At 34.9% G+C, this 13,587-nt stretch carries 13 protein-coding genes and 1 rRNA gene; 10 read left to right on the top strand and 4 right to left on the bottom strand.

Annotated features, from left to right (window positions below):
• Positions 1-34 precede the first annotated feature (34 nt).
• The 3 genes from rrf to GXW81_RS02935 all read left to right on the top strand — a co-directional run bounded on the left by rrf (position 35) and on the right by GXW81_RS02935 (position 1,595).
• Positions 35-142: ribosomal RNA gene (rrf, locus tag GXW81_RS02940) — 5S ribosomal RNA — on the top strand.
• A gap of 412 nt (positions 143-554) precedes the next feature.
• Complete coding sequence (locus GXW81_RS10470) at positions 555-683, top strand: hypothetical protein (RefSeq protein ID WP_260393531.1); 129 nt, start codon at positions 555-557, stop codon at positions 681-683.
• Between the two features lie 78 nt (positions 684-761).
• A complete protein-coding gene (locus tag GXW81_RS02935) occupies positions 762-1,595 on the top strand; it encodes a GLPGLI family protein (RefSeq protein ID WP_161531125.1) in 834 nt (277 codons plus the stop codon).
• Between the two features lie 102 nt (positions 1,596-1,697).
• Here GXW81_RS02935 and lon read toward each other — a convergent pair whose 3' ends face one another.
• Positions 1,698-4,088 (bottom strand): endopeptidase La, encoded by a 2,391-nt coding sequence (gene lon, locus GXW81_RS02930; protein ID WP_161531124.1) that lies wholly within the window; start codon positions 4,086-4,088, stop codon positions 1,698-1,700.
• A 194-nt stretch (positions 4,089-4,282) separates the two neighbouring features.
• On the opposite strand from lon, the gene msrA reads away from it, so the two are divergent.
• The gene (gene msrA / locus GXW81_RS02925) at positions 4,283-4,912 is read left to right on the top strand and encodes a peptide-methionine (S)-S-oxide reductase MsrA (RefSeq protein WP_161531123.1); all 630 of its coding nucleotides are present in this window, start codon (positions 4,283-4,285) and stop codon (positions 4,910-4,912) included.
• An 11-nt stretch (positions 4,913-4,923) separates the two neighbouring features.
• On the opposite strand, the gene GXW81_RS02920 is transcribed toward msrA, so the two are convergent.
• From GXW81_RS02920 to GXW81_RS02910, 3 genes are all read right to left on the bottom strand, one after another.
• Positions 4,924-5,388, bottom strand: coding sequence for a GNAT family N-acetyltransferase (locus GXW81_RS02920; protein WP_161531122.1), 465 nt, complete (start codon positions 5,386-5,388; stop codon positions 4,924-4,926).
• Positions 5,381-6,007 (bottom strand): ribosome biogenesis GTP-binding protein YihA/YsxC, encoded by a 627-nt coding sequence (yihA, locus tag GXW81_RS02915; protein ID WP_161531121.1) that lies wholly within the window; start codon positions 6,005-6,007, stop codon positions 5,381-5,383. The genes GXW81_RS02920 and yihA overlap by 8 nt, the downstream gene beginning before the upstream one ends.
• Before the next feature lie 67 nt (positions 6,008-6,074).
• Complete coding sequence (locus GXW81_RS02910; protein ID WP_161531120.1) at positions 6,075-6,839, bottom strand: alpha/beta fold hydrolase; 765 nt, start codon at positions 6,837-6,839, stop codon at positions 6,075-6,077.
• 256 nt (positions 6,840-7,095) lie between these two features.
• Here GXW81_RS02910 and mraZ point away from each other — a divergent pair, with 256 nt between their 5' ends.
• Genes mraZ through mraY form a run of 6 tightly spaced genes read left to right on the top strand, consistent with a single transcriptional unit; the run spans position 7,096 to position 13,580 of the window.
• Entirely contained in the window at positions 7,096-7,557 is a 462-nt protein-coding gene (gene mraZ / locus GXW81_RS02905) for a division/cell wall cluster transcriptional repressor MraZ (RefSeq protein WP_260393530.1), read from the top strand.
• Positions 7,558-7,576: 19 nt separating this feature from the next.
• Positions 7,577-8,470 carry a 16S rRNA (cytosine(1402)-N(4))-methyltransferase RsmH gene (rsmH, locus tag GXW81_RS02900; RefSeq protein ID WP_161531118.1) on the top strand — a complete coding sequence of 298 codons (894 nt, stop codon included), beginning with the start codon at positions 7,577-7,579 and terminating at the stop codon, positions 8,468-8,470.
• A gap of 21 nt (positions 8,471-8,491) precedes the next feature.
• The gene (locus GXW81_RS02895) at positions 8,492-8,848 is read left to right on the top strand and encodes an FtsL-like putative cell division protein (RefSeq protein WP_052911302.1); all 357 of its coding nucleotides are present in this window, start codon (positions 8,492-8,494) and stop codon (positions 8,846-8,848) included.
• On the top strand, positions 8,838-10,829 hold the full coding sequence (locus GXW81_RS02890) for a penicillin-binding protein (RefSeq protein WP_161531117.1): 1,992 nt from the start codon (positions 8,838-8,840) through the stop codon (positions 10,827-10,829). Before GXW81_RS02895 ends, GXW81_RS02890 begins: the two co-directional genes overlap by 11 nt.
• 15 nt (positions 10,830-10,844) lie before the next feature.
• Positions 10,845-12,305: a UDP-N-acetylmuramoyl-L-alanyl-D-glutamate--2,6-diaminopimelate ligase gene (locus GXW81_RS02885; RefSeq protein ID WP_161531116.1), complete on the top strand. Its 1,461-nt coding sequence runs from the start codon at positions 10,845-10,847 to the stop codon at positions 12,303-12,305.
• Positions 12,306-12,338: 33 nt separating this feature from the next.
• Positions 12,339-13,580: a phospho-N-acetylmuramoyl-pentapeptide-transferase gene (gene mraY / locus GXW81_RS02880; protein ID WP_161531115.1), complete on the top strand. Its 1,242-nt coding sequence runs from the start codon at positions 12,339-12,341 to the stop codon at positions 13,578-13,580.
• Positions 13,581-13,587: the final 7 nt, after the last annotated feature.

Raw genomic sequence — 13,587 nt, 5'->3', positions numbered from 1 at the left:
AATATCGGACATCTAATCTCTTTATAAAGACCTTTAGGGTGGTTTTAGCGGTGGGGCTCACCTGTTCCCATTCCGAACACAGAAGTTAAGCCCACCAGCGCCGATGGTACTACGAAAGTGGGAGAGTAGGTCGCCGCCAGTTTTTATTTTTGAAAAGCCTCTAGCAATACTGCTAGAGGCTTTTTTGTTTGGAGTGTTCAGGAAGGAGGTGTGTTGTCTTATCAGACGCCACATCGGCGTAGGATTATAAAACTCCTTGCACCGTTTTGATTAAAACGGTGCGAGAGATAGGATAACTTCTCGCAGTGTTTTCTGAAAGTTTAAAAGGCTTACCTGAAGTTGTAACTCATTGGAGGGGTAGCGACTGAAATTTGCATATTGTAGTCTTTTTTGTTACATAGAGTTATATACTAGAATAATTTAGATATATGATTTCTAGTATTAAACTTATACTAAAACATGATTTTTATCATGAAAAATTTGGATAAATCAGATTTTATTTCTAGCTTGGCGATACCAAGATATGAAAACCAAAGCTTCTTGGGTGTTTAATTATGAAAAAAATTATATTAGTAGCCGCTTTAGGAGTGGCGGGATTTGTGAATGCATCACAAACAAGTAGTTTAGCTATTACTGACGGAGGAGGATGTGTAACTACCACAACTACGACTTGTCAAAATTAGAATTTAAACAGTGGCTAATCGTTTTCTCGGTTAGCCATTGTTTATCTTTTGTAATTAAAAGTTAGGAATATTGTTATTATGACCAGAATTATTTTTTTTGCTTTGTTAGTTCATACTTATACCATATCTGCACAGACTAATAGATTTATCTATCAACTTACCAGACAGGTGGGTGAGGTGCCACAGAAGGATTTAATGGTATTAGATGTAAATCCAACAGAGGTTAAGTTTTATGATTTTAAATTTTTGGAAAGCGATTCATTGTCAAAAAAAACGCCGGGGCACGTTTTCAGAACCGTTTCGTCTACGAAACAAGTACTGAAGAGAGAGAGGAATAAAAAAACACATCTTAATTTTTTCACTAATAATGACGGCGATTATTTTGTGATTCCTTCTTCAGATGCTATTCATTGGGAAGTGACGCCAATAACTAAAAAAAGCCCTGAGAATTTTATATTGCAAAAGGCTCGGACGCATTTTGGGGGTAGAGATTGGGAAGCTTGGTTTGCGAAAGAAATTCCAGTGATGGAAGGACCTTATAAATTTAATAGTCTGCCTGGGTTGATTTACGAAATATATGATACAGAGAGAAAGTTTCACTATGTTTTGATAAAGAATAAAGTTTTGCCTGAAGTATATGATACAAGAAACTTTTTAGAAACTTATTATGGAAAAAATCCGCTGAAAATAGATCATGAGCAATTGGTGAAGTTGATGTTAGATGATTATAGAGATCCAGTGGCGTATTTGACTAGAATTTTAAAAGGTGGAGGTTCTGTGAATATCAATGGGGAGGACATTAGTTCAGTATCTCAATTAGACCAAAAAAGAAAAATGATGCAAGAGTCGATTATAAAGCATTATCTTCCTATAGAATTGGATAAAGCTATTCCTTATCCAGCAACTAAATGATGTTTTGCTTGAAAAGAGGTATGTTATTGCATCAAAAAAATCTCCACTGAATTATACTACAGTGGAGATTTTTGATTTGATAAGCCTTATTGTTTTAAATTTTCAACTTTCTAAGGCAAGATTGATGACTTCTTCCATTGTGTTTACATAATGGATTTTTAGGCTATTTAAAGACTTGTCTTTTATCTCTTCGTAGTCTTTCTTATTGTCTTCACATAAGATAATTTCTTTGATGCCTGACCTAGATGCGGCTAATAGCTTTTCTTTGATGCCTCCTACTGGGAGTACTTTACCTCTTAGAGTAATTTCGCCTGTCATAGCGATATGAGGTCGTACTTTTTTATTTCTAAAGCTAGAAACCATCGAGGTTAGCATAGCTATACCTGCTGAAGGACCGTCTTTTGGTGTGGCTCCTTCGGGAATGTGCAGGTGTATGTTGTTTTTGGATAGAGTTTCTTGTTCTATTCCTAGGCTTTGGTGCTTTGATTTGATGTATTCTAGTGCAATGGTGGCAGATTCTTTCATTACATTTCCTAGATTACCCGTCATCGTGAGATTTCCTTTTCCTTCGGATAAAATACTTTCGATAAAAAGAATATCGCCTCCTACGCTCGTCCACGCTAGCCCTGTAACTACACCAGGAACATCTAGCATTTCAGATAGATTTTTTTTGATAGGAACGCCTAATATTTCGTCAATGGTAGCAATGTTGATTTTAGGATTATACGCTTTTTCCATTGTAATTTGCAGGGCAACCCATCGAGCTATTTTGGCTATTTTTTTCTCTAGATTTCTCACACCGCTTTCTCTTGTGTGAGACTCTATGATATGAGTGATTTCTTTAATCCCTAGTTTTAGTTGGGTGTTTTTTAATCCGTTCTCTGCAATTTGCTTTTTTATTAAGTGTTTTTTTGCAATTTGTACTTTTTCTTCTACGGTATAGCCTGAAAGCTGAATGACTTCCATTCTATCCAATAGTGGTCTTTGAATGGTATTTAGGCTATTGGCGGTTGCTATAAACATTACTTTAGACAAATCGTACCCTATTTCTAGAAAGTTATCATAGAAAGTTTTGTTTTGTTCTGGGTCTAGGACTTCTAGTAGGGCAGAGGAAGGGTCTCCGTGTATGCCTTGACCTATTTTGTCTATTTCGTCTAATACGATAACTGGGTTAGATGTGCCTGCCTTTTTGATGGATTGGAGTATTCGTCCTGCCATAGCACCGATGTAGGTTTTTCGGTGCCCTCTAATTTCGCTTTCGTCGTGTAGCCCTCCTAAAGAAATTCTGATGTATTTTCTTCCTAAAGCATCTGCTACGGATTTCCCTAATGAGGTTTTCCCTACGCCTGGAGGTCCTACAAGGCAAAGGATAGGCGATTTCATATTATTTTTTAATTTGAGAACAGCGATGTATTCTAAAATCCTTTTTTTAACATCTTCCATACCGAAATGTTCGGAATTGAGTACATTTTCGGCTCTACTCAAATCAAATATATCTTTGGAGTAGTGTTCCCAAGGTAAATCTGTGAAAAAATCAAGATAGTTCCTTTGTACATTGTAGTCTGGAGAATGAGGATTTTGTCTGTTAAGACGGTGTATTTCTTTTTGGAAATGTTGTTCTATTTCCTCACTCCACTTTATCTTTTTTGCTTTCTCTTGAAGTTCTGCAGCATCGTTTTCTGGACCTCCACCAAGCTCTTCTTGTATGGCTTTTATTTGTTGATTCAGAAAATACTCTCTCTGGTTTTTATCCATCTCCCTTGTAGTTTTTTGATGGATAATGCTGCGGAGTTCTAATTTATTAAACTCATCGTGCATTAGTTCGTAACATTTTTTTGCACGAACTAAAAAGCTCTTGGTTTCTAATAACTTTTGTTTTTCCTCGGCGGTAAATTTTGCATTAGCACAAATGTAATTGAGGAGTTCCTCTTGAGATTCAATATTTGTAATTGCAAACCTTGCCGAGTTAGGAATTTGTGGGTCTAGCTCTATAATTTTAAGAGCTAACTCTTTAATGTTTTCTATAAGAGCGTCATACTCTTCTTTGCTTTTGGTAGAAGTTTCGTTTAGCTTTTCTATTTCGGCTTTTAAGAAAGGCTCTTTTTCTACAAGTTTATTTAGTTTAAACCTTCCGACACCTCGCATAATTGCGGTGATATTACCATCAGGAAGTTTAATGATTTTAAGTATTTTGGCAGTAGTACCTACTTTATATAGGTCTTTCTCGGTAGGGTTTTGCTCTTTAGCGTTTTTTTGAGAAATGATGCCTATAACTTCGTTATTAAGCTGTGCATCTTGTAGTAATTTTATAGATTTCTCTCTCCCAGCAGTAATAGGCATAATAATTTTAGGAAACATCACCATATCTCTTACAGGAAGAATAGGAAATAAGTTTTGTTCTGTATTTTCTGCCTTTTCTTGAATTTCTTCAGTTACAAAACTGAAATTTTCATTTAAAAGTCCGTCTAGAGAAAGTTCTTCAATATCAATCATATCTTTATGGCTTCAATAAATGTTAAAAGTGACAAAGTGTCGCTTTTTTGTTTTTATAATCGTTACTTTTGTCTTTAATTTGCTTTTAAATAAGTAGAATTAAAGCAGTGCTTTATAGTCCCAATTCCTATGCCAATTTTGGGTGTAGGTTTTAAGATAGAAATTGGCTATTAACAAAATGAAAACTTGTTTTGATGAAGAATTTTTTAATACTTTTGGTAAGTTTTATAAGTTTGGTTAATTGTAAAAATAACCAAGTTTCTTTAAATAAAAATGAGAATATGGAAAATATAGAGTACTTAACCATAGGAGGTGGTTGTTTTTGGTGTGTGGAAAGTTGTTTCAATATGCTAAAAGGAGTAGAAACGGTAGAGTCTGGCTACTCAGGAGGTCATAAAGAAAATCCAACTTACGAAGAAGTGTGTACGGGAGAAACAGGTCATGCGGAAGTGGTACAGATAGCTTATAGACCTAATGAAATCTCTTTTGAACAACTGATGGAGGTGTTCTTTTTTCTACACGACCCAACTCAACTTAACCGACAAGGGGAGGATATTGGAACGCAATATCGTTCGGTGATTTTTTATCGTTCAGAAGAGGAAAAACAAAAAGCGGAACAGGCTATAAAAACATCTGAAGCAACAGGAAAATGGAGTGGTACTTATGTTACAGAGCTTGCTCCTTTTGAAAAGTTTTGGAAGGCGGAGAGTTACCATCAAGGGTATTATAAAGAGAATCCCACTCAGCCTTATTGTAGTGCTGTTGTGGGACCAAAAGTAACTAAATTTAAAGCTCATTTTGGAGCTTTAGGTTGGTTAAAGTAATATTAAAATTACTATCTAACCATTTCTGTGTGTGGTAAATTATCTTCTAAATACTTTTTGCCAGTATCAGAAAAACCGTATTCTGAATAGAATTTCAAAAGATAGTCTTGGGCAGATATTCTGATTCGGGAAGTTTTATATATATTCTCTATGGCTTCTATGGCGTAAGATACGAGTTGTCTTCCTATGCCTTTACCTCTTCCAAGAGAGGTGGTGAGTACTCTTCCTATTGAGGTTTCGTTGTATTTTACACCTTCAGGGAAAATTCTGCAATAAGCTAATAGTTGCCCTTCACTATTCTCTGCCCATATATGAAAGGCTTTTTGGTCTGTGTTATCAGCGTCTTGATATTTTACATCTTGCTCTATAATAAACACCTCTTGTCTAGCAACCATGATTTTATAAAGTTCCAAAGCAGAAAGCTCATCAAAGGCTTTAATATACCAAGTCAAATCTGTAGTATTGATATTATCCATTAAAGTTAACTTTATTCTGTTGTAAAAATAGGTTAGTTTGTTCAATGTATTCTAGAATAGCTTCTGTGCCTGTTTTCTTTTCGGCGGAAGTAATATACATTTGTGGAGCTTCTTCCCAATTTTCTAGTAGTTTTTTGGTGTAGTCTTCTACATTTCTTTTAGCGGCATTAGGTTTTAGTTTGTCTTCTTTCGTGAAAACAATAGAAAACGGAATGCCACTTTCTCCACACCATTCAATAAATTCCAAATCTATTTTTTGAGGTGTATGTCTTATATCTACAAGGATGAAAAGATTTACCAAATTTTTTCGATTGAGAATATAATTGGTAATTAGTTTTTCAAAATCTTTTCTTTGTGTTTTAGAAACTTTGGCGTAGCCATAACCAGGGAGGTCGGTTAAATACCACTCTTCGTTGATAATGAAATGATTGATGAGTTGAGTTTTTCCAGGAGTTTGGGAGGTTTTAGCTAAATTTTTATTTCCTGTAATAGCATTGATTAGCGAGGATTTGCCCACATTAGAACGCCCTATAAATGCATATTCTGGAAGATTAGCTTCGGGGCATTCTTGCCACTTTTGGCTACTTTTAACAAATTCGGCACTTTTTATAGAAATCATTTTTATTAGTATTAAATTTTAAATAATAAAAAAGGAAGCATTTAGGCTTCCTCTATTTTTTTAGTTCTTATTTATTAACCTTCTTGAGCCAAGAGAGGAGAATTTCGTTGAACTCTTGTGGTTTTTCCATCATAGCTGCGTGTCCGCATTTATCTATCCAGTACAAATCTGAATTAGGGATATATTTGTGCATATCAACCGCTACCTCTGGTGGCGTTACATTGTCTTGTTTGCCCCAAATAATGCAGGTAGGACAAGTAATCTTAGGTAAATCTTTTATCATATTGTGCTTTATAGCACTTCTGGCTAGCATTACGGTTTTAATGCCTTTTATTCTATCATTAACCACAGAAAATACCTCATCTACTAACTGGTCTGTAGCTACGGCAGGGTCATAGAAAACTTCTTGTGTTTTCTTTCTAATGTACTCTTTATCTCCTTTTCTAGGGAAACTATCTCCAAAAGATTTTTCGTATAATCCTGAACTTCCCGTAAGAACTAAGTTTTTAACAAGTTCAGGTTTTGATAGTGTAAGAATAAGACCTATATGCCCTCCCATAGAGTTGCCTACAATAGTAACAGGCTCTTTAACTTCCTCTTTTATAAACTTTGCAACGAATTTTGAAATAGCAGTTAAATTCGTGTTTAGAACAGGAAGGTCATATATAGGTAGTTCTGGGACATAGACTTTATACCCTTTTTCAGAAAAGAATTTTACCATATCATCAAAATTGCTCAGCCCTCCCATAAGCCCATGCAGGAGTACCAAAGGGTGTCCCTCTCCCTCTTCAATAAAATTGAACTTCTTTTCTTTTTTAGTTTTAAAAATCATAAAAACACTACTAAGCCTTGCAAAAATACAAATTAAAGATTAAACAAACGATATAAAAATCATAATGTTTTACTTTTTTATACTTAGGGAAATCTGTGTAATTGAGATTTTATTAGAGATGTGTGAAATATTTTGTTATGTTTAGATAATCAGATGGTTATGTGGATTTGTTGGATTAAATAAAACTTATCCACAATGAGTTAAAAAGTGGTAAAAAGTGGAATTTTTTAGAAAATATTATCTATTTTTGTATCCGATGAATTATTTCTTTGAAACATATGAGTGTAAGATAGACGATAAGGGTAGAATAAAGCTGCCTTCGGCGTTAGCTAAGCTTTTGTCTGAGGCTCATGGGAAGGATTTTGTGATAAAGAGAGCGGTGTTTCAGAAATGTTTAGAGGTTTATCCTGTGAGTACTTGGGAGTCTCTAATGGGACGACTAAATAAACTGAACAGGTTTGTGAAGAAAAATGTAGACTTTATACGAGTTTTCACTGCGGGAGTAAAGGCGATGGAGGTAGATAAATCGGATAGGATACAGATACCTAAAGATTTAAAAGACTTTGCTGGTATGGAAAAAGAGATAGTGATTTCTGGTGTGGGAGATTTTTTTGAAATATGGGATAAAAAATCCTACGAAGAGAATATAGCAATGAAAGAAGAGGACTTTGCTAATTTGGTAGAGGAAGTAATGGGGAGTGATTGGGAAGGTTTGTAAATTATAGTAAATTAAAAAGATGTATCATCAGTCGGTTTTATTAAAGGAAAGTGTAGATGCTCTTGTGCAAAATGCAGATGGGGTTTATGTAGATTGTACTTTTGGAGGTGGTGGGCACTCTAGGGAAATTATTTCTAGGTTGTCTCCTGCTGGGAGGCATTTTGGTTTTGACCAAGACTTAGATGCTTTAGAAAATAAATTAGACGATGAGCGTTTTACACTTATCAATCAGAATTTTAGATTTTTAGAAAACTCTCTCATGCTTTATGGGGTTACTCAAGTAGATGGGATATTGGCTGATTTGGGAGTGTCTTCTCATCAGTTTGATGCAGCGGAAAGAGGGTTCTCTACAAGGAGTGATGCTCCGCTAGATATGAGAATGAATGTAATGCAAGGTTTAAACGCTCAAAAGGTGGTTAATGAGTACGAGGAAGAGCATTTAGCTGATATATTTTATCATTATGGAGAGTTAAGGGAAGCGAGAAGATTGGCGAGAGAGTTAGTTCATTACAGAAAATCAAAACCGATTAAGACAACGGAAGATTTAAAAAGTGTTTTTAAATATATTCCTCCACATAAGCAGAATAAATTTTTTGCACAGTTATTTCAAGCGATAAGAATTGAGGTTAATCAAGAATTAGAGGCTTTAAAGGAAATGTTGGAACAGGCTTATAGAATTCTAAAACCAGGAGGAAGATTGGTGGTGATATCTTATCATTCTTTGGAAGACAGGTTGGTAAAGCGTTTCTTGAAGAATGGAATGTTTGATGGTGAGCCTGAAAGAGATATTTATGGTAACTATACCAAAGCGTTTGAGTTGCTACAATCTAAAGCATTTGTTCCTACGGAAGAAGAAATTGAGGCTAACTCTAGAGCGAGAAGTGCTAAAATGAGGGTGGGTATTAAGGTGTAAATGTTTTTTCTAAAGTTAGAGATGGCTAAAAAACAGACATATAAAAAGAAGAAACTAACCTTTAGCGATATTGTTAAAGGTAATTTCTTGAATCGTGATGAGATACAAGCTCATTACAAGTATTTTATATTATTAGCCGTGATGATGGCAGGGATTATCTATACCAACCATTTAGCGAGCAAAAAAATAAAGCAAATTAATACTTTGAAAGAGCAAACGGAAGAGTATAAATCTAGAAATGCGTATGCACAAAGTAAATTAATCAAAATAAAACTAGAGAGCGAATTGGGGAAAGAAGTAGTTAAAGATTCTTTAGTACCATTAGAAAATCATCCTCATAAATTGATTATAAAATTAGATTCTACTAATGCAAACTAAGAACGAATTTGATAAGAAAAGAAATAAAACTTTAGTGTGGGGGTATCTTTTTGGAGGTGCTGCCTTCTTTTTGTTTATCACTTTTATTATTCGTATTTTCTTATTGCAAAATACTAATGTTCAGGAGATAGAAGAGGATTATATTAACAAAAACTATAGAGAAGCAACGTTAAAGGCGGCACGAGGAAATTTGTATGCATCAGATGGTTCTATACTTGCTACTACAGTTATGAGGTATGATGTTTATATAGATTTTAAGACTATAAAAGATACTCTGTATAGTAAAAATATAGGAGCTCTTACCGATTCTTTAAGCAAAATGTTTGGAAAACCTAAGCATTACTTTAGGGAAAATTTTGATGCTCAAAGGAAAAAAGGCAATCAGTATTATTCTCTTAAGAGGGATTTAGATTTTGATGAGTACGACCGTGTAAGAAAGTTCCCTATCTTTAATAAAGGTAAAAATAAGGGCGGCTTTATCATTGATAGAAAATACAAGCGAGAATTAGCTACCGCAAAAATAGGTTCTGGAACTATAGGTATGGATAACGATGCCTATAAATCTGGACTAGAAGGAGCGTTTAGTGAATATCTATCTGGTAAAGACGGTTCAAGGCTAGAACAAAGAGTTAATTCCACTCAGTGGAAACCTATTGACCATTGGAAGGCTAAAGAACCTGTTGATGGGCAAGATGTCTATAGCACTCTTGATTTAAGGATACAAGATATTGCTCATTCTGCATTAGAGAAGCAGCTAATAAGTTTTAATGCAGACCATGGGACGGTTATCGTTATGGAAACTCAAACGGGAAAGGTAAGAGCAATGGTAAATCTCAGAAAAAAAGAAAGTGGAGTTTATGTAGATTCGTACAATTACGCTATAAAAAATGCTACGGAACCAGGTTCTACTTTTAAGGTAGTTTCTCTTTTGGCAGCGATGGACGACGGTTTTATAGATGAAAACACAACCGTAAATGTAGGTGGCGGAGTATGGACTTACGCTAAACAAAGAATTTCCGACGGACATGGTGGGGGAACTTACGAGATTAGTGATGTCTTGGCAAAATCAAGTAATGTGGGTACAGCAAAACTCATTACTAAATATTATGCAGATAAACCAGAAGTATTCCTTAATCATCTTAGAAGATGGAAGATGTTTGATAAGATGGATATAGAACTTCCTGGGATTACAAAACCAAAGATAGTTACTCCAGAAGATAAGAGGTGGAACAAAGCTACTTTGGCGTCTTTGTCTTATGGATATTCGTCCAACTTTACATTGTTGCAGTTAGCTACATTTTATAATGGTATTGCTAATAATGGTAAAATGGTAAAGCCTCTTTTTATAGACAAAATAATGAAAGACGGTAAGATTACATACGAAGCCGAACCAGAGGTAATGGTAAATAAAATGGCATCAGATAAGGCTATAAAAATGATGACAGATGCTCTTACTAAAGCGGTAGAAAAAGGTACAGCAAAAAGTATCTTTACACCTAATCTTAAAATGGCAGGAAAAACAGGAACGGCAAGATTTGAATATTGGAAAGCTGGACCAATGAAATATCAGGCATCTTTTGCAGGGTTTTATCCTTCAGATAATCCAAAATATACTTGTATCGTTATGGTTAATCAGCCTGATACTTCTATTGGTTTTTATGGAGGTACGGTGGCGGCTCCTGTGTTTAAGGAGATAGCAGGAAAAACTTTCTTAAAAACACCACTAAATGTGGAAAAAGATATGCTCCAAGATAAAAAAGTGAATTTAAACAAGATGACCGCTCCTAAGGTAAAGATAGCAATAAACCGTCAGCAGATGCCAGCGTTAGTAGGTATGGCGGGTAGAGAAGTTATTCCTCAGTTGGAGAATTTGGGTTATCGTGTAGATTATAAAGGTGTAGGTAAAGTTTTAGAACAGTTTCCTAAAGAGGGAACTATCATAAAAAAAGACCAAAAAATTTATCTTACACTACAAAAATAAAAATTGAAAATAAAAATGTTACTCAGAGAGTTATTACATAATATACCAGTTTTAGAAACCATAGGTGCATTAGACATCGAGGTAAGCTCTATTATTTTTGATAGTAGAAAAGCAGAAGCAAAAAGCCTTTATGTAGCTATCAAAGGGAGTGTTTCAGATGGACACCAGTTCATTGGTTCTGCAATAGAAAAAGGAACTAAAGTTATTGTATTGGAAGATTTACCTGAAATTTTAGATGAAACCATCACTTATATTAAAGTGAAAAATTCGTCTAAAGTATTGGGGCAATTGGCTTCTAACTTCTATGGTAATCCTTCGGAAAAGCTTAATCTAGTAGGTGTTACAGGGACTAATGGTAAAACATCAGTATCTACCTTGCTTTTCGATGTTTTTAAGAATTTAGGTTATCCGTCTGCACTTATTTCTACAGTGGAGTATAGAATTGGCGACGAAGTTTTCCCATCTACACACACTACACCAGACGTGGTTAAACTTAACGAGCTATTGGCAAAAGCTGTGGCACAAGGTTGCGAGTATGCCTTTATGGAAGTTTCTTCTCACGGCATTCATCAAAACAGAACGGAAGGTTTACATTTTAAAGTGGCAGGTTTTACCAATATTACTCATGACCATTTAGACTATCATAAAACTTTTTTGGAATACCTTAATACCAAAAAATCATTTTTTGATAACTTGCCAGATTCTGCGGTGGCAATTACTAATTTAGATGATAAAAACGGATTGGTAATGCTCCAAAACACCAAGGCTAAAAAGAAAACCTATGCGTTAAAAACTTTGAGCGATTATCATGGACGATTGTTGGAGGTAGATTTTAATGGAATGTTGCTCAATTTTAATGGTAAAGAAGTTTGGACGAGCCTAACAGGGAAGTTTAATGTCTATAATTTGCTTTTAGTGTTTGGTATAGCGAGAGAGTTAGGGTTTGATGAGGTGGAAATACTTACGGCAATTTCTCAACTGAAAAGAGTTAATGGTAGATTTGAAACAATAAAGTCAGAAGGCGGAATCTTTTTTGTGGTAGATTATGCACACACGCCAGATGCTTTAGAGAATATTCTAGACTCTATCAACGAAATACGAACCAAAAACGAAAGGCTAATTAGTGTGTTTGGTTGCGGTGGTGATAGAGACCAGAGCAAACGCCCTGAAATGGGTAAAATAGCTACACAGAAATCTACTCTAGCAATTATTACATCAGACAATCCTAGAACAGAAGACCCTAATGCCATTATACAAGAAATAGAGGCAGGTGTAGAGCCACAATGTTTTAGTAAATATACGGTAGTTCCAGACAGAAAGGAAGCTATTAAAATGGCTATAAAATTTGCAGAGCCAAAAGATATTATACTTGTGGCAGGGAAAGGTCACGAAACTTATCAGGAAGTTAATGGGGTAAAACATCACTTTGATGATAAAGAGGTGATATTAGAATTGTGTAAAATGATGAGTAAATAGAAAAACAATAATTTAAAAATAAGAAATACAAATATGTTATACTACTTATACGAATATCTTACGGCTAACGGCATACATATACCAGGTCTTAACCTGTTGAGGTACATTTCTTTTAGGGCTGCTATGGCGGTTCTATTATCGCTTATTATTGCTTTGGTTTATGGTAAAAAAATCATCAATTTTCTTCGTAGAAAACAGATGGGAGAGTTGGTGCGAGATTTAGGGTTAGATGGGCAAAAACAAAAAGAAGGTACTCCTACTATGGGAGGTCTTATCATCATTATAGCCACCTTAATACCTGTATTACTATTTACTAAGATTACGAATATCTATATTATTCTACTCATTGTATCTGTAATTTGGATGGGAGCGATAGGTTTTATAGACGATTATCTTAAGAAAATAAAGAAGAATAAAGACGGTTTAAGTGGTAAATTTAAAGTCATAGGTCAAGTTGGTTTAGGGCTGATTGTTGGTGTTACAATGTTTTTTAATTCTGATGTTACCGTTAAAAGAAAATATGCAGATGCAAAAGAAATTAATCGTAACAATGTAGAGCAGAACTTTATGAAGGAAGAGAAAAAAGTGATTTCTACCGTACCAATGATTAAAAATAACGAGTTTGATTACAGTGGTATTCTCTTTTGGATGGATGAGCAAGAAGCAGAAGAATGGGCTTGGGTGGTTTTCATTCCGATGGCGATATTTATTGTTACAGCCGTTTCTAACGGAGCTAATATTACCGATGGTATAGATGGTTTAGCCGCAGGTACGAGTGCCGTTATCTTACTCACATTGGCTTTCTTTGCGTATGTTTCGGGGAACATCATCTTTGCAGATTATCTCAATATTATGTTCCTGCCTAATATGGGAGAAACCACCATTTTTGCGGTGGCGATGGTAGGAGCGGTTATAGGTTTCTTTTGGTATAATACCTATCCTGCCCAAGTGTTTATGGGTGATACAGGGAGTTTAATGCTAGGAGGAGTTATCGCAGTTTTATCCATCATTCTAAGAAAAGAATTATTGATACCTGTACTATGTGGAATCTTTTTAATTGAAAACTTATCGGTAATGCTTCAGGTAGCTGTGTTCAAATACAGAAAGAAAAAGTATGGGTTAGAATATGCTCAAAATAACCGATTGTTTAAAATGTCTCCTCTTCATCATCATTATCAGAAGAGTGGTTACCACGAAAGTAAGATTGTTAATAGAATGATAATCATAGGGGTAGTTTTAGCAATTGTATGTTTAATTACACTTAAAATCAGATAAGTATTTT

It is taken from the genome of Riemerella anatipestifer (assembly GCF_009932355.1).
Lineage (GTDB): Bacteria > Bacteroidota > Bacteroidia > Flavobacteriales > Weeksellaceae > Riemerella > Riemerella anatipestifer_E.
Note: the sequence above shows the minus strand (reverse complement) of the source record. Positions and strands in the feature narration are given on the sequence as shown.